Here is a 16,571-nt window from a genome sequence, read left to right on the forward strand (position 1 = left end):
CCGTGGCCGGGGTGTCTGCCGCGCGTCAACGGTGGCACGCTTGCGGTTCCTGTTGCCGCCGGAGCGGACGCGATGACCCTGCCCAGCCGGCTGCAGCTGCCACCCGGCCATTGGCCGACCCTGCTCGACGGCCTGTGCGCACGCTTTCCGCGCATCGACCGCAGCCAGTGGCAGGACCGGTTCGCGCGCGGACGGGTACAGGATGCGCAGGGCAGGGCGCTGGCGGCGGACCAGCCGTGGCAGGTGGGGCTGGAAATCCTGTATTTCCGCGAGGTCAGCCACGAGCCGCGCATTCCGTTCAACGAGACGATCCTCTACCAGGACGAGCATCTGCTGGTGGTCGACAAGCCGCACTTCCTGCCGGTGACCCCGGCGGGTGCCCATGTCCGCGAAACCCTGCTGGCGCGGCTGGTGGCGCGGACCGGCAACGCGCAGCTGGCACCGCTGCACCGCCTGGACCGGCTCACCGCCGGGCTGGTCCTTTTCTCACTGCGACCGGAGTCGCGCGATGCCTACCAGCGCCTGTTCCGCGAGCGCCGTATCGACAAGACCTACGAAGCGCTGGCCCCGGCGCTGCCGGCGCTGGACTTCCCGTTCGAGCGCCACAGTCGCATCGGCCCGGCACAACCGTTCTTCCGCATGGGCGAAATGGAGGGCGAGCCGAATGCGAGTACCCGCATCGAGGTGATCGACGCGACAGGTCCGGTCTGGCGCTACCGCCTGCAGCCGAGAACCGGTCGCAAGCACCAGCTGCGCGTGCACATGGCGGCGCTGGGCGCGCCCATCATCGGAGACGACCTGTATCCGCAGCTGCGTCCGGCCGCGAGCGGGGCGCAGGCGCCGCTGCAGCTGCTGGCGCGGGCGTTGTCCTTCGACGATCCCCTGAATGGGGAACGACGGGTGTTCAGCAGCCAGCGTCAGCTGGGCCTGGAGCTGGGCCCAGTGGTGGCGTGAGCCGGGCCCCGCCTCATCGCGCCACGCGGATGCGGGCCAGCCAGCGGTCCAGCGCGCTGCCGAACGCCTGGCGGTCGCGCGCATGCAGGGGAGGCGGGCCCCCGGTCTGGACGCCGGCGCCGCGCAGCTCTTCCAGGAAATTGCGTACCGACAGGCGCTGGGCGATGGTGTCGGCGGTGAACAGCTCCCCGCGCGGATGCAGGGCCAGCGCGCCTCGTTCGAGCACCAGCGCGGCCAATGGAATGTCCTGGGTGACAACCAGATCGCCGGCGGCGACCCGTTCGACGATGGCGCTGTCAGCCACGTCCAGGCCCTGCGGCACCTGGAGGGAGCGGATCCAGCGCGAGGGCGGGGTGCGGATCCACTGGTTGGCGACCAGGGTCAACTCCAGGCCGACCCGCTCGGCGGCCCGGAACAGGATGTCGCGGATGACAACGGGGCAGGCGTCTGCGTCCACCCAGATGCGGGGACGGGGCAGTTCAGCCGGGGTTTCAGCTTCAGTCATTTACCCAGTGTAGGGTAGGAAAAACCTGAATGGGTCCCCGGATCCGGGCCCGACCGACTGCCAGCCCTTGCCACGCCTAGCGGGGGCGGGGTGGCGATGAATGCCGCGGCTATCGCTTTTTGGGGAAAACACGCGTATCGTGCGACCCACTGTGTTTGCTAGGGTCACCGTGAATCGTGGCCTGGTGCAGTTGATCTCACGATCCACTCATCGATCCGCTTTACCAACGCCTGCAACTCAGTCTCGGCCCCGATACCCGGTGGCTGCGATTTTTTTCAACATGTGTTTCAGGAGTTAGTAAATATGTCTGAACGTCAGACCGGCACCGTCAAGTGGTTCAACGACGCCAAGGGCTTCGGCTTCATCACCCCGGAAAGCGGCCCGGACCTGTTCGTGCACTTCCGCGCCATCCAGGGCACCGGCTTCAAGACCCTGCAGGAAGGCCAGAAGGTCACCTTCATCGCCGTCCAGGGCCAGAAGGGTATGCAGGCTGACCAGGTGCAGGCGGTCTAATCCGTCTGCTGCCCTCGGGTAGCCAGAACGCCGGAAGCGCAAGCTTCCGGCGTTTTTTTTTGCCTCGGCGGGAGCAGGCACGGATCGAATCCACAGGCGCATGCGTGCAGGCGCGTTACGATGCTTGCACCCCTCTGGAGTTCCTTCATGCGCATCGTCCATCACCTCGAGAATTCCCGTTCGCTGCGCGTGCTGTGGATGCTGGAGGAGCTGGGGCTGGACTACGAACTGCGCCGTTACCCGCGCGACCCCAGAACGCTGCTGGCACCGCCGGCACTGCGCCAGGTACATCCGCTGGGGAAATCACCGGTGCTGCAGGACGGTGAGCAGGTGCTGGCCGAATCCGGCGCCATTCTTGATTACCTGGCTGACCGCTACGACACGCAGCGGCAGGTGTCGCCGTCGCCGATACCGGCCGAAGGTGCCGAGCGCATGGCCTATCGCTACTGGCTGCACTACGCCGAAGGCTCGGCGATGCCGCCGCTGCTGCTGACGCTGGTGATGAGCCGCATCCGCAACGCGCCGGTGCCGTTCTTCGTGCGCCCGATTGCCCGCAGCATCGCCGACAAGGCCGAGCAGAGCTTTGTCGGCCCGCAGCGCCGCCTGCACCTGGACTGGATGGAGCGCCGCCTGGCCGAGAGCCCGTGGTTCGCGGGTGAGCGTTTCACCGCGGCCGATATCCAGATGAGCTTCCCGATCCAGGCCGCAGCGGCGCGCGGAGGCGGACTGGACGACAAGCCGGCGCTGCGCGCGTTTCTCCAGCGCATCGGTGAACGCCCGGCCTACCAGCGCGCTGAAGCGCACGGCGGATCGCTGCAGGCGCTGCGCGGCGATTGAGGTCGGCGGCGTCCATCCCCATGTCAGGGCCATGGACAGCCCCTTCCCGCGATTCGACAACCGTCTGCTGACCGTCCTGCCGGGCGACCCGGAAGCCGGGCCCCGCCGGCGTGAAGTCCGAGAGGCGGCCTGGTCGTCGGTGATGCCGACGCCGGTCGCCGCGCCGACCCTGCTGGCCTGGTCGCCGGAGGTCGCCGCTCTGCTCGGCATCGATGTGGCTGAAGTGTCGAGCGGCACGTTTGCCCAGGTATTCGCTGGCAACGCGTTGTATCCGGGCATGCAGCCGTGGGCCGCCAATTACGGCGGGCACCAGTTCGGTCACTGGGCGGGCCAGCTTGGCGATGGGCGGGCGATCTCGCTGGGCGAGCTGGTTGCGCCGGATGGCCGGCACTGGGAACTGCAGCTGAAGGGTGCAGGCCCGACCCCGTACTCCCGTGGCGCCGACGGTCGCGCGGTGCTGCGCTCGTCGATCCGTGAATTCCTGTGCAGTGAGGCCATGCACCACCTCGGTGTACCGACCACGCGTGCGCTGTCGCTGGTCGGTACCGGCGAGCACGTGGTGCGCGACATGTTCTATGACGGCCGTCCGCGAGCCGAGCCCGGCGCGATCGTATGCCGTGTGTCGCCCTCGTTCCTGCGTTTCGGTTCGTTCGAACTGCCGGCCTCGCGCGGTGAGACGTCACTGCTGCAGCAACTGGTGGATGCTTGCATCGCCCGTGATTTCCCCGAACTGGCAGGGCAGGGTGAGGCGCTGTACGGTGACTGGTTCGCGCAGATCGCGGTGCGCACCGCCGAGATGATCGCGCACTGGATGCGTGTCGGTTTCGTGCATGGGGTAATGAACACCGACAACCTCTCCGTGCTTGGCCTCACTCTCGACTATGGCCCCTATGGCTGGGTCGAGGACTTCGATCCGGACTGGACCCCGAACACGACTGACGCACAGGGCCGTCGCTACCGCTTCGGAACGCAGCCGCAGGTGGCGTACTGGAATCTGGGGCGGCTTGCGCAGGCGCTGTCGCCCTTGTTTGCCGACGTCGCGCCGTTGCAGGCGGGCCTTGCTGCCTATCAGGCCACCTTTGCCGCCTGCACGCGTCGCGATGCGGCGGCCAAGCTTGGCCTGGCAGCTGCCGATGATGCCGATCTGCAGCTCTACCAGCGCTGGCAGCAGCTGCTGCAGGACGGTGGCATGGACATGACCCTGTCCTGGCGCGCCTTGATGCGGATCGATCCGGCATCGCCCGATCCGGCGGCACTGGCTGAGGTCTATTACGACCGGGAGCGGCAGGAGGCCGTGCAGGTGCCGCTGCGGCAGTGGCTGCAGGACTACGCCGCGCGATTGCGGGCGGATCCTCTTCCGGCCGCCGAGCGCCTGGCGAAGATGGGCGCGGCCAATCCGCTGTACGTGCTGCGCAACTGGCTGGCGCAGGAAGCGATCGACCGTGCGGAACAAGGGGACATGGGCGGCGTACACGCCTTGCAGGACGTGCTGCGCGATCCGTACACCCAACGCGCCGGACGTGAGCATTTCGCCAGCAGGCGCCCGGCCTGGGCCGACGACCGCGCCGGCTGCTCGATGCTGTCCTGCAGTTCCTGACCGGTGCTACGGCGCAGCCGTGCGCTTCGCCTGGCAAGTGCCAGTGCAGCCTTCCCTACAACGATGGTCGTACCCATTCAGTGCGATATTCGCACGCGTAGTCGATTACCGCACTTGAATGGTGCAGTGCGATAAACCTAATTTCACTTCCGCAGATTCAAAGCAGTCCAAGCGATCCACCCCTGGCGGGGCGAGGGCAGCACCCGACCCGGTGCTGAAGCCAGGTGCAGGGGAAGACCGCAGGATTTCCCTTCACCTGTGCGGAGTGATCGCATGCGCCGTCGCTTGTCCATTGTTTCTCTGTTCCTGCTCGCCCAGTTGCCGACCCTGGCGTTGGCCTACCAGGCCGAACCGCCGCGCGGGCCCCTGCAGGTGCTGCGCGTGGACCGCTACGCCGACGACACCCGTCCCGGCTCCCTGCGCTGGGCGATCACCACCGCCAACACCGCGCCGGGTCGCTATCGCATCGAGATCGACGCGGTGGGTACCGCGCCCCATGTGATCAAGCCGACCTCGCCGCTGCCGGAGATCAAGGGGCCGGTGCAGATCATCGGCACGTCCTGGGACCGCGATGGCCAGTTCGTCGCCATCGACGGTTCGGCCTACGTCACCGGCACCGGCACCGACGCCTGTCCGGGCGCCGAACCGGGCCAGTCGGGCACCAACGTGCGCACCACCACGCTGCCGGGGCTGGTCCTGCGGGATACCCAAGGCGTTGAACTGGCCGGTCTGGAGATCCGCAATTTCTGCATCGGTGTGCTGGTCAACCGCTCCAGCCACAACGAGATCCACGACAACCGCATCGTCGCCAACAAGGGCGGCGCCGGCATCATGCTCACCGGGGACGACGGCACAGGGCAGTCCACTGCCACCACCACCGTGCACAACCGCATCGTGCGCAATGAATTCCTCGACAACGGCGACGGACTTGAGCTGACCCGTGGCGCGGCCTGGAACCTGGTGGCCGACAACCTGTTCCAGTCCACCCGGGCCAACCCGGAACCGTCGCAGGGCATCGAAATCCTCTGGGGCAACGACAACAGCGTGGTACACAACCGCTTCGTCGATTACTCCGATGGCCTGCAGATCAACTGGGGCAACCGCAACTACATCGCCGCCAACACCTTCACCGGCAATTCGCTGGGCCTGAGCATCACCGGCAGCGGCAACGTGGTCGATGGCAACATCATCACCGGCAATGGCATCGGCATCGGCGTGCGCCCGCAGCCGGTCAGTGCGCCGAACCGCTTCACCGCCAACCGCATCTTCGGCAACGGCCTGCCGATCGAGCGCTGCGAGGCCGGCGGCGCCTGCGTGAAGGGCCAACCGCGCGGCGCCATCGTGTTCGGCGTGCCGGGCCTGGAACACGCCAGCTTCGTCGGTTCACGTGGTCGTGGTGTCGACAATGATCCGTCCAAGCGTGCGCGCATCTGCTCCGCTGCCGGCCAGACCGACTGCCAGCCGCTGCCGAACCTGGGCCAGGCGGCGCCGCAGCTGACTGGCGTGCAGGGCGAGGGTACGCAGCGCCAGTTGATCGGTCGTTTCCAGGGCACGCCCGACAGCCGTTACCAGGTCGAAGTGTTCGGTAACCGCGCCGCCAGCGGCAGCGAGGCCGAGTGGGTGCTGGGCAGCGTGCAGGCGCGCACCGATGCGCAGGGGCAGGGCCGTTTCACCTTCCCGCTCGGCGCCGCGGCAGATGCTGCGGCTGCCGGCAGCCTGACCGCCACGGTCACCTCGGCGCAGGGCGCCACCTCCCCCCTGAGCGCGCCGCTGTCGCTGCGCTGATCATCTCCACGAGACCGCGATCATGAATCTTGCGAAGCCCGTTTCCCTGGCCGTCCTGGCCACCGCGCTGCTGCCCTGCATCGCCAGCGCGCAGTCGAGCAACCGCTACGAAGGCAGGACGCTTACTGGTGACTGGGGCGGCACCCGCACCGATCTGTTCGAGCGTGGCATCGCCTTCCGCGGCGACTACGTGGGTGAAGCCATGGGCGTGGTCGATGGAGGCTACGGCGAAACCGGTGCGCGCTATGCGCAGCAGGTGCGCGTTGGCGTGGACCTGGACATGGGCACGCTGGCCGGCTGGAACGGCGGTGCCTTCCACTTCACCCTCAACGACCGTCGCGGCCGCAGCACCTCGGTGGACTTCGTCGGCAACCGCTTCCCCATCCAGGAAGCGTACGGCGGCCAGTACACGCGGCTGACCGAACTGAGCTACGACCAGACCTTCAACGCGGGGCAGTCGTACTACAAGCTGGGCTATTACGCGATGGGCAACCAGTTCGGCCTGCACAGCCTGCTGACCCACTTCGTCAATGCGGCGTTCTGCGCGCACCCGCTGGCGATGTCGGGCAACAGCGGCTGGTACAACTACCCCGTGGCACGCTGGGGCGGTGAGTTCGCCCAGCAGGTCAGCCCGGCCGTCAACGTTCGCACCGGCTGGTTCCAGGTGAATCCGAACCTGGGTGGCAACATCGAACGCAACGCGTTCCGTCCGCTCGCTTCCGGTACCACCGGTTCGCTGTTCCCGGTGGAAGTGACCTGGACCCCGGCCAAGGGCAGCCGCTACGCGGGCGTCTACAAGTTCGGCGGTTACTACGACACCTCACGCGTGGACAAGCGCGGTCTGGATGCTTCGCCGACGACCGGGCGCCACGGCGCCTACGTGCTCGCCGAGCAGCGTCTGACCCGGGAATCGGCCGATCCCAGCCGCGGCCTGACTGCGTTCGCGCAGTACATGGTGTCCGACACCGACACCGCGCAGATCAAACGCTGGTATGCGCTGGGCGGGGTTTACCAGGGCATTGGCTCGCGCGCCCAGGACAGCATCGCGCTGGGCTACGTAGGCGCCGACATCAACAACCGGCTGGTCGATGCGCGCCGGGCCACGCTGGCCGCCGGTGGCGTGCCTGGCGATTCGCCGCTGTACAACCTCAGCCAGGCCGAGGAGCTGTTCGAACTGTCCTACAGCGTCCAGGTAAACCCGTGGCTGATGATCCGCCCGGATGTGCAGTACATCGTCAACCCGGGCACGTTCAACTACAGCGGTACCGACAACGCCTGGGCCGTGGGCGTACAGGCCAAGGTGACCTTCTGATGGCCATGCGCTCCTTCCATGCTCTGGTGACCGCCATGAAGTTTCCGCTCGCTCCGGTTGTGCTGGCCGGTGCACTGTGCGCCGTCCCGGCGCTGGCCCTGGCCGCACCGCCGCCGGCGGTACTGCAGGTCGGCCAGTTGCGTATCGGCGAGGGCCATCCCCGCACCATCGTGCCGATCACTGGCGCCACCGCTGACGTGGCCCTGCAGCAGGCGGCGGCCATCGCTGCCAGCAAGGCCACCGACATCGCCGAGTGGCGCATCGACTACCTGGACATCGCCACCGATGGCAAGGCGCTGGTCGCGCTGGGCAAGCGCATCCAGGCCACGCTGGGCGGCAAGCCGGTCATCGTGACGTTCCGCACCAAGGCCGAGGGCGGCGCCAAGCCGATCAGCGATGCCGACTACGGCGCGCTCTACGCCACGCTGCTGCGCGGCGGCGTGGCCCAGCTGATCGACGTGGAGATGTTCCGTGATCCGAAGGTGGTGCAGGCGCTGGTGGCGCAGGCGCACAAGGCCGGCGTGAAGGTGGTGATGTCCAACCATGACTTCCACGCAACGCCGCCCCGCGATGAGATCGTCGCGCGCCTGCTCAGGCAGCAGGCGCTGGGGGCGGACGTGCTGAAGATCGCGGTGATGCCGCGCGACGCAGGCGACGTGCTGGCCCTGCTCGATGCCACCTGGCAGGTGCGCCAGCAGAGCGACAGGCCGCTGCTGACCATGTCGATGGGGGGCACCGGTGTGGTCTCGCGCCTGGCTGGTGAAACCTTCGGCCAGGCGCTCACCTTCGGCATGATCGGCACTCCGTCGGCACCGGGCCAGGTCGAAGTCGATCGCCTGCAGGACGTCCTGCAGGTCATCCATGCATCCAGCCAGGCCGGTCACTGAGACCTTCCCCGCCGGACGTTCCACCGCATCACGCTGTTGCAGGAAACCGCCCCATGAGCCACGCCGCCCCCGCACCCTCGCTTGTCCTGGAACGGATGAGTCCCTTCCAGTGGACCGCCATCGCCATCTGCGTGCTGTTGAACATGCTCGATGGCTTCGATGTGATGGTCATGGCCTTTACCGCGCCGCATGTGTCGGCGGACTGGGAGCTGTCGGGCAAGGTGCTGGGGATGATGCTCAGCGCCGGCCTGGTCGGCATGGCGCTGGGCTCGTTCCTGCTGGCGCCGCTGGCCGATCGCTGGGGCCGGCGGCCGATGATCGTGTGCTGCCTGCTGATCCTGACCAGCGGCATGGCGCTGTCGGCGCTGGCTGCCAACGCCTGGCAGCTGGGCGCGCTGCGCGTGTACACGGGCATCGGCATCGGCGGCATGCTGGCCGGCGTGGGCGTGATCACCGCCGAGTACGCCAATGCCAAGTGGCGCAGTACGGCGGTCGCGCTGCAGGCCACCGGCTATCCGATAGGCGCCACCGCCGGCGGTCTGCTGGCGGCGTGGATGCTGGAACACTGGTCCTGGCACAGCGTGTTCCTGATCGGCGCCGTGGCGTCGCTGGTGTGCATTCCGCTGGTGCTCAGGTGCCTGCCCGAATCGCTGGATTTCCTGGTTGCGCGTCGCCCGGCCGATGCGCTGCCGCGCCTGAACGCACTGCTCTCGCGCATGCGCATGCCGCAGCTGCAGGCGCTGCCGCCGGCGCCGCTGCGTGATGGCCAGCGGCAGGGCTATGCGGCGCTGTTCGTGGGTGACCTGCGGCGCGTCGCGCTGCTGATCGCGTTGGCCTTCTTCCTGCACATGTTCGCCTTCTACTTCGTGCTGAGCTGGACGCCGAAGCTGCTGGTCTCTGCCGGTGTCTCCGCCCAGCAGGGCATCACCGGAGGCGTGCTGTTGAACCTGGGCGGCATCGTCGGCGGCAGCCTGTTCGGCTGGCTGGCCTCGCGCTGGTCGCTGTCGAAGCTGACCGCCGGTGCGCTGCTGCTGGCGATGGTGTCGATGCTGGGCTTTGCCGCCTTCAACACACAGCTGGGCATGGCCTTCCCGTTGGCGTTCGTGATCGGTGCAGCACTGTTCGCCGCGATGGCGGGCCTGTATGCCGCGGCGCCGGTGGTGTTCGCCGCGCAAGTGCGGACCACCGGTCTGGGCTGGGCCATCGGCATCGGCCGCGTCGGTGCGATCCTCTCGCCGCTCACGGTGGGTGTGCTGGTGGATGGCCACTGGCGGCCCTCCGCGTTGTATGTGCTGTGCGCGCTGCCGCTGCTGCTGGCGGCCTGGGCGTGCCTGGGTCTGCGCGTGGGCGTGGGCCGGAACCAGCGTTGAACCGCGAGGGAGTCGTTGACTCAATGTGCGATTATCGAATCATGAGTGCGAATATCGCATTGACCGGACGGAGTGCCATGGCGACCATGTCGAGGCCGTGTTTTCCCTTCGCAGTGGCTCTGAAGCGAGGCGGTGATGACCGCTGGCGCGCAGGGCAAGGAGCAATGCAGTGATCGACAAGACCGTGGCCAGCGTGGAAGCAGCGGTGGCCGATATCCATGATGGCGCCACCGTGATGATCGGCGGCTTTGGCACGGCGGGCATGCCCGACGAGCTGATCGACGCGCTCATCGCACAGGGTGCGCGCGAGCTGTGCATCATCAACAACAACGCCGGCAACGGCGATACCGGCCTGGCCGCGCTGATCAGGCACAAGCGCGTGCGTCGCATCGTCTGCTCGTTTCCGCGCCAGGCCGATTCGCAGCATTTCGACGCCGCCTACCGCGCCGGTGAGATCGAACTGGAGCTGGTGCCGCAGGGCAATCTGGCCGCGCGCATCCACGCGGCGGGTTCCGGCCTGGGCGCGATCTTCACCCCGACCGGCTACGGCACCGAGCTGGCGCAGGGCAAGGAGACGCGTGAGATCGACGGGCGTCACTTCGTGCTTGAGTACCCGCTGCACGCTGATTTCGCGCTGATCAAGGCCGACCGCGGCGACCGTTGGGGCAACCTGGTGTACCGCAAGACCGCACGCAACTTCGGCCCGCTGATGGCGATGGCCGCGCGCTGCGCCATCGTGCAGGTGCGTGAGGTGGTGCCGCTGGGTGAACTGGACCCGGAGGCCGTGGTGACCCCGGGCATCTTCGTGCAGCGCGTGGTTCCGGTGGCCGCAGCGGGGGTGCAGGCATGAACAAGCTCAGCCGCGAACAGATGGCCGCGCGCGTGGCGCGTGACATTCCCGAAGGTGCCTACGTCAACCTGGGCATTGGCCTGCCGACCACGGTGGCCAATTTCCTGCCGGCCGACAAGGAGATCTTCCTGCAGTCGGAGAATGGCCTGCTGGGCATGGGACCGGCGCCGGCGCCTGGCCGGGAGGATCCGGATCTGATCAATGCCGGCAAGCAGCCGGTCACCCTGCTGACCGGGGGCTGCTATTTCCACCATGCCGATTCGTTCGCGATGATGCGTGGCGGCCACCTCGATATCTGCGTGCTGGGTGCCTTCCAGGTCTCGGTGCAGGGCGACCTCGCCAACTGGAGCACCGGGGCCCCCGATGCGATTCCGGCCGTGGGCGGCGCGATGGACCTGGCCATCGGTGCCAAGCAGGTGTTCGTGATGATGGACCTGTTCACCAAGAAGGGCGAGAGCAAGCTGGTGACCGAGTGCAGCTACCCGTTGACCGGGCTGCGCTGCGTGTCGCGCGTGTACACCGATGTGGCGGTGTTCGATCTGGGGGCTGATGGCGCGACCGTGCTGGAGATGGTGGAAGGGATGGATATCGGACAACTGCGTGAACTGACCGGCCTGCCGCTGGCGCTGGCCGAGGGAGCCTGAGATGAGCCTGCACGAGACCTACATCGTCGATGGCATCCGTACCCCGATCGGTCGCTATGGTGGTGCGCTGTCCGGTGTGCGCGCCGACGACCTCGGCGCGATTCCGCTGAAGGCACTGCTGGCGCGCCACCCGCAGCTGGATCCGGCGCTGGTCGAGGACGTCTACCTCGGCTGTGCCAACCAGGCCGGCGAAGACAACCGGAACGTTGCGCGCATGAGCCTGCTGCTGGCCGGCCTGCCGGTGACGGTGCCGGGCAGCACGATCAACCGCCTGTGCGGGTCGGGCCTGGATGCGATCGGCACGGTGGCCCGTGGGATCGCCACGGGCGAGCTGGGTCTGGCCATTGCCGGTGGTGTGGAGTCGATGTCGCGCGCGCCATTCGTGATGGGCAAGGCGACCTCGCCGTTCGCCCGCGACCAGCAGATTGAAGACACCACCATGGGCTGGCGCTTCATCAACTCCCGCCTGCGCGAGCTGCATGGCGTGGAGACCATGGGCCAGACCGCCGAGAACGTGGCCGAGCGCTACGCCATCAGCCGCGAGGACCAGGATGCGTTCGCGCTGCGCAGCCAGCAACGCACCGCCGCCGCGCAGGCGGGTGGATTCTTCGATGGCGAAATCGAGGCGGTGGAGGTGCCGGGCCGCAGGCGCGGCGAGACCGTGACTGTCGACCGCGATGAACACCCGCGCGGCGATACCACCGCAGACGCGCTGGCTGGACTGAAGCCACTGTTCCGGCAACCCGGAACGGTGACCGCAGGCAATGCCTCGGGCATCAATGATGGTGCCGCGGCGTTGCTGCTGGCGTCCGGTGCGCAGGTCAAGGCGCTGGGCCTCACCCCGCGCGCACGCATTCTCGGCTTTGCCAGCGCCGGCGTGGAGCCGGCAATCATGGGCATGGGCCCGGTGCCGGCCAGCCAGAAGCTGATGACGCGCCTGGGCCTGACCATTGCCGATTTCGATGCCATCGAACTGAACGAAGCGTTCGCCTCGCAGAGCCTGGCCTGCATGCGCCAGCTGGGCCTGGCCGATGATGCCGCGCACGTGAACCCCAACGGCGGCGCCATCGCACTGGGGCACCCGCTGGGCATGAGCGGTGCGCGCCTGGCCCTGACCCTGCTGCGCCAGCTGGAAGCCACCGGGGGCCGGCGTGGCCTGGCCACGATGTGCATCGGCGTGGGGCAGGGTGTAGCCCTGGCCATTGAGCGCGTGTGAGCCCCAACGAACCCATAATCTGCACGACAGCCGCGGCCTGCGGGCCGCTCGCCAACAGGAGTACGCCATGAGCGATCCCACTCAACTGCGCGGCTACCGCACGCCGTATCCCGGCAGCCAGCCGCCGCGCATCCACCTGCCGTATGCCTCCACCGCGCTGCGTGGCCCGGGTACCGATCCGATCGCCATCCCGGTGACGCTCTCGGAAGTGACCGGCCCGAGCATCAACCGCATCACCCTGGGTGAGCACGCCGCGGACCTGACCGCAGGTTTCCCCGGCCAGCCGCAGGGCGAGCGCATCATCGTCAGCGGCCGCGTGCTGGACGAGAATGGCCGCCCGGTGCGCAACACCGTGGTCGAGGTATGGCAGTGCAACGCTGCTGGCCGTTACCTGCACAAGGGTGACCAGCACGATGCACCGCTGGATCCCAACTTCAAGGGTACAGGCCAGGTGCTGACCGACAGTGAAGGCCGTTACCGCTTCACCACCATCAAGCCCGGCGCCTACCCGTGGCGTAACCACTACAACGCCTGGCGCCCGGCGCACATCCATTTCTCCCTGCATGGCGATGGCATCGGCCAGCGGCTGGTCACGCAGATGTACTTCCCCAACGACCCACTGCTGGCGTTCGATCCCATCTACAACTGCGTGGACGATGCCAACGCGCGCGAGCGCATGGTGTCCTCGTTCGATTGGGAAACCACTACCAACGAATTCGCGCTGGGTTACCGCTTCGACATCGTGCTGCGCGGTCGCAAGATGACCGTCTGGGAGTAAGACCATGAGTTTCCAATCCACTCCGTGGCAGACCGTCGGCCCGTACTACCGCCTGGGCCTGGAACCGCTGTACCGCACCGACATCGCCCCGGCCACCGCGCAGGGCGAACGCGTGCACGTGCAGGGCCAGGTGTTCGATGGCAATGGCGTGCCGGTGTCCGATGCCGTGCTGGAAATCTGGCAGGCCGACGCACAGGGCATCTATGCCCATGGCGAAGACCCGCGCCGCGACGACCACGACCCGGCCTTCGATGGCTGGGGCCGCGTGCCGACCGATGAGCAGGGGCGGTTTGCCTTCAGCACCGTCAAGCCGGGCCGCGTGCCGGGCCTGCGCGGCGAGCCGCAGGCACCGCACCTGATCGTGCTGGTGTTCATGCGTGGCCTGCTGCAGGCTGTGCGGGGCCGCATCTACTTCAGCGACGAGGCCAGCAATGGCGAGGACGGCATCCTCGCGCTGGTACCGCCCGAGCGCCGTCACACGCTGGTTGCGCAGGCGCAGGGCAAGGGTCTGTACCGCTGGGACGTGCGCATGCAGGGCCCGGATGAGACGGTCTTCTTCGCCTACTGATCGCGGCGCGCGCGACGCGCCTTCCGGCCACTCCACGCCCGCACGCAGCGGGCGCGGGTAAGCTGTGGCCACCCAGGATGGACTGCACCGATGAGCCTCTCCCCAACGCTGCTGGGCGGTCTGTTCGGCGATTCTGCCGTCGACGCCGTGTTCAGTGATCAAGCGCGCCTGCAGGCGATGCTGGACGTCGAGCGCGCGCTGGCACGCGCGCAGGTGCGGTGCGGGGTGATTCCCGCCACTGCACTGGCCCCGATCGAAGCGGCCTGCCGCGCCGATCTGTATGCGCTGCCGGCGCTGTCGGCCGCCACCGCGCTGGCTGGCAACCCGGCCATTCCATTGGTCAAGGCGCTGACTGCGCAGGTCAAGGCGAATGATGCCGAAGCCGCGCGCTGGGTGCACTGGGGTGCCACCAGCCAGGACATCATCGACACCGGCGCCGTGTTGCAGCTGCGCACGGCGGTCGGTCACGTGCAGGCGCGACTGCAGGTGCTGTGCACGGCGTTGGCGCGGCTGGCCGAGGCCGAGCGCGGCACCGGTCTGCCGGGACGCACGCTGCTGCAGCAGGCCGTGCCGGTAACCTTCGGGTTGAAGGCCGCCGGTTGGCTTGATGCCCTGCAGCGCAGCCAGCGGCGCCTGGATGCACTGGCCGAAGACACCCTGGTGCTGCAGTTCGGTGGCGCCGCGGGCACGCTGGCCTCGCTGCAGACGCGCGGGTTGGACGTGGCCGAAGCCCTGGCTGCCGAGTTGCAGCTGCCGCTGCCGGCGCTGCCCTGGCACACCGCACGTGATCGTATCGCCGAACTGGGCAGCGTGTTCGCGCTGCTGACCGGCAGCCTCGGCAAGATCGCCAGCGATATCGTGCTGCTGATGCAATCCGAGGTGGCGGAGGCCTTCGAGCCGGCCGGGGAGGGCAAGGGAGGCTCCTCGGCGATGCCGCACAAGCGCAATCCGGTGGGCTGCGTGGCGGCCATCGCCGCCGCCACGCGCGTGCCGGGCCTGCTGTCCACGTTGTTCAGCGCCATGCCGCAGCCGCACGAGCGCGCGGCCGGGCAGTGGCATGCCGAATGGGAGACCGTGCCGGAGATCGTCCGCCTGTGTGCGGGCAGCCTGGCCCAGGTTGAGATGGTGGTGCAGGGCCTGCAACTGGATCGCGCACGCATGCGCCAGCATCTGGACAGCCATGGCGGCCTGCTCTACGCCGAGGCCGTGGCGGTCACCCTGGGCGAGCGTATCGGCAAGTCGGCCGCGCACGCCCTGGTGGAGCAGGCCGCGAAGCAGGCGCTGGCGCAATCGCAGCATCTTCGCAACGTGCTGGCGCAGACGCCGGAGGTCACCGCGCAGCTTTCCGCTGCACAACTGGATGCCCTGTTCGCTGCCGACAGCTGGCGCGGCATGGCCGATACCTGGATCGACCGCGTGCTCGCGCGCGGCTGATCCCACGTTCACCGCTGGAGCACGCATGCCCTTCCTCGACCTTCCGCAGCACCGCCTGCATTACCAGACCGAGGGCCGTGCAGACGCGCCATGGCTGACGTTCTGCAATTCGCTCGGTACCGACCTGGGCATGTGGCAGCCGCAGGTGGATGCGCTGGCCTCGCAGTATCGAATCCTGCGTTATGACCGTCGGGGCCACGGCCAGTCCAGCGCTCCGCCGGGCTTGTACACCGTGGCCGAACTGGGCGCCGACGTGCTGGCGCTGTGGGATCACGTGGGCGTCGAGCGCAGCCATTTCTGCGGTCTTTCGATCGGTGGTCTGACCGGGCAGTGGCTGGGCGTGCATGCGGGCAACCGGCTGCGCACGCTCACCGTGGCCGCCACCGCGGCGAAGATCGGCACGCTGGAGAGCTGGCAGGCGCGTATGGCCCAGGTCCAGCACGATGGCTTGTTGCCCCTCGTGGATGGCACCCGCGAACGCTGGTTCACCGCTGCCTTCGCACAGACCCATGCCAGCCAGGTGGAAGAGATCCTGCAGGTATTCCTGGCGACCCGCGTCGACGGTTATGTCGGCTGCTGCAACGCTGTGGCAACGGCCGACTTCCGCGATGTGCTGGGCCGCATCGGCGTGCCGCTGCTGGCCATTGCCGGTGATGATGATCCGGTGTGCGTGCCGACCGATCTGCAGGCAATCGCCGAGGGCGTGGCCCATGGCCACTACGCCGCTGTCCCGGGCCGCCACATCTGCAACCTGGAGTCATCGCAGGCGTTCACTTCCGCACTGGCTGCGCATCTTTCCGCGCAGCACTGACCCCCGCATAGCAGGTAGACCACGATGGACGAACAGGAACGCTACGAAGCCGGACTTGCGGTGCGCCGCCAGGTGCTGGGCGAGGCACACGTTGAACGCTCGCTGCAGGCGCGCACCGATTTCACCACCGAATTCCAGGACTTCATCACCCGCACAGCGTGGGGCACGGTGTGGACGCGTGAGGGGCTGCCGCGGCATACGCGCTCGCTGCTGACCATCGTGATGATGGTGGCGCTGGGCCACGACGAGGAGTTCAAGCTGCACATCCGTGCCGCCCGCAACAACGGCGTCACACCGGAGCAGATCAAGGAAGTGCTGCTGCAGGCTGCGATCTACTGTGGCGTGCCTGCGGCCAACCACGCCTTCGCGCTGGCTAAGCCGATTCTGGAAGAGCAGGCCGCCGAGGGCTGACGCCGGTAGCGCCGGGCGTGGCCCGGCGCTACCTGGCCGCGTTGTGGTAGCGCCGGGCCATGCCCGGCGAGCGCAGCGGCCCACGATGACGCCGGGCCA

At 68.0% G+C, this 16,571-nt stretch carries 17 protein-coding genes; 16 read left to right on the plus strand and 1 reads right to left on the minus strand.

Annotated elements, in window-relative coordinates; all coding sequences use genetic code 11:
- Nucleotides 1–72 precede the first annotated feature (72 nt).
- A complete protein-coding gene (locus ACZK08_RS07885; RefSeq protein ID WP_065181315.1) occupies nt 73–954 on the plus strand; it encodes a pseudouridine synthase in 882 nt (293 codons plus the stop codon).
- A gap of 13 nt (nt 955–967) precedes the next feature.
- On the opposite strand, the gene ACZK08_RS07890 is transcribed toward ACZK08_RS07885, so the two are convergent.
- Nucleotides 968–1,459 (minus strand): YaiI/YqxD family protein, encoded by a 492-nt coding sequence (locus tag ACZK08_RS07890; RefSeq protein ID WP_065181316.1) that lies wholly within the window; start codon nt 1,457–1,459, stop codon nt 968–970.
- Nucleotides 1,460–1,762: 303 nt separating this feature from the next.
- On the opposite strand from ACZK08_RS07890, the gene ACZK08_RS07895 reads away from it, so the two are divergent.
- The 15 genes from ACZK08_RS07895 to pcaC all read left to right on the plus strand — a co-directional run bounded on the left by ACZK08_RS07895 (nt 1,763) and on the right by pcaC (nt 16,472).
- Nucleotides 1,763–1,972: a cold-shock protein gene (locus ACZK08_RS07895; RefSeq protein WP_005416210.1), complete on the plus strand. Its 210-nt coding sequence runs from the start codon at nt 1,763–1,765 to the stop codon at nt 1,970–1,972.
- Nucleotides 1,973–2,119: 147 nt separating this feature from the next.
- Nucleotides 2,120–2,809, plus strand: a complete 690-nt coding sequence (locus ACZK08_RS07900) for a glutathione S-transferase (RefSeq protein ID WP_065181317.1) — start codon at nt 2,120–2,122, stop codon at nt 2,807–2,809.
- A gap of 31 nt (nt 2,810–2,840) precedes the next feature.
- Nucleotides 2,841–4,406, plus strand: coding sequence for a protein adenylyltransferase SelO (locus ACZK08_RS07905; RefSeq protein WP_053517776.1), 1,566 nt, complete (start codon nt 2,841–2,843; stop codon nt 4,404–4,406).
- Nucleotides 4,407–4,679: 273 nt separating this feature from the next.
- Nucleotides 4,680–6,191, plus strand: coding sequence for a NosD domain-containing protein (locus ACZK08_RS07910; protein ID WP_065181318.1), 1,512 nt, complete (start codon nt 4,680–4,682; stop codon nt 6,189–6,191).
- A gap of 22 nt (nt 6,192–6,213) precedes the next feature.
- The gene (locus ACZK08_RS07915; RefSeq protein WP_065181319.1) at nt 6,214–7,503 is read left to right on the plus strand and encodes a carbohydrate porin; all 1,290 of its coding nucleotides are present in this window, start codon (nt 6,214–6,216) and stop codon (nt 7,501–7,503) included.
- Entirely contained in the window at nt 7,503–8,390 is an 888-nt protein-coding gene (aroD, locus tag ACZK08_RS07920; RefSeq protein WP_053517772.1) for a type I 3-dehydroquinate dehydratase, read from the plus strand. Before ACZK08_RS07915 ends, aroD begins: the two co-directional genes overlap by 1 nt.
- A 53-nt stretch (nt 8,391–8,443) precedes the next feature.
- Nucleotides 8,444–9,760: an MFS transporter gene (locus ACZK08_RS07925; RefSeq protein WP_065181320.1), complete on the plus strand. Its 1,317-nt coding sequence runs from the start codon at nt 8,444–8,446 to the stop codon at nt 9,758–9,760.
- 169 nt (nt 9,761–9,929) lie between these two features.
- Nucleotides 9,930–10,610: a 3-oxoacid CoA-transferase subunit A gene (locus ACZK08_RS07930; RefSeq protein ID WP_053517770.1), complete on the plus strand. Its 681-nt coding sequence runs from the start codon at nt 9,930–9,932 to the stop codon at nt 10,608–10,610.
- Entirely contained in the window at nt 10,607–11,254 is a 648-nt protein-coding gene (locus ACZK08_RS07935; protein ID WP_053517768.1) for a 3-oxoacid CoA-transferase subunit B, read from the plus strand. Before ACZK08_RS07930 ends, ACZK08_RS07935 begins: the two co-directional genes overlap by 4 nt.
- A 1-nt stretch (nt 11,255) precedes the next feature.
- Nucleotides 11,256–12,470 (plus strand): 3-oxoadipyl-CoA thiolase, encoded by a 1,215-nt coding sequence (gene pcaF, locus ACZK08_RS07940; protein WP_428992305.1) that lies wholly within the window; start codon nt 11,256–11,258, stop codon nt 12,468–12,470.
- Between the two features lie 67 nt (nt 12,471–12,537).
- Nucleotides 12,538–13,248: a protocatechuate 3,4-dioxygenase subunit beta gene (gene pcaH / locus ACZK08_RS07945; RefSeq protein ID WP_053517767.1), complete on the plus strand. Its 711-nt coding sequence runs from the start codon at nt 12,538–12,540 to the stop codon at nt 13,246–13,248.
- 4 nt (nt 13,249–13,252) lie between these two features.
- Complete coding sequence (gene pcaG / locus ACZK08_RS07950) at nt 13,253–13,816, plus strand: protocatechuate 3,4-dioxygenase subunit alpha (protein WP_053517766.1); 564 nt, start codon at nt 13,253–13,255, stop codon at nt 13,814–13,816.
- 90 nt (nt 13,817–13,906) lie between these two features.
- The gene (locus ACZK08_RS07955) at nt 13,907–15,250 is read left to right on the plus strand and encodes a 3-carboxy-cis,cis-muconate cycloisomerase (protein WP_065181321.1); all 1,344 of its coding nucleotides are present in this window, start codon (nt 13,907–13,909) and stop codon (nt 15,248–15,250) included.
- Between the two features lie 25 nt (nt 15,251–15,275).
- Entirely contained in the window at nt 15,276–16,061 is a 786-nt protein-coding gene (pcaD, locus tag ACZK08_RS07960; protein WP_065181322.1) for a 3-oxoadipate enol-lactonase, read from the plus strand.
- A gap of 24 nt (nt 16,062–16,085) precedes the next feature.
- Nucleotides 16,086–16,472 (plus strand): 4-carboxymuconolactone decarboxylase, encoded by a 387-nt coding sequence (gene pcaC, locus ACZK08_RS07965; RefSeq protein WP_065181323.1) that lies wholly within the window; start codon nt 16,086–16,088, stop codon nt 16,470–16,472.
- Nucleotides 16,473–16,571: the final 99 nt, after the last annotated feature.

The sequence above is a fragment of the Stenotrophomonas sp. 112478_Sma genome (assembly GCF_056479905.1).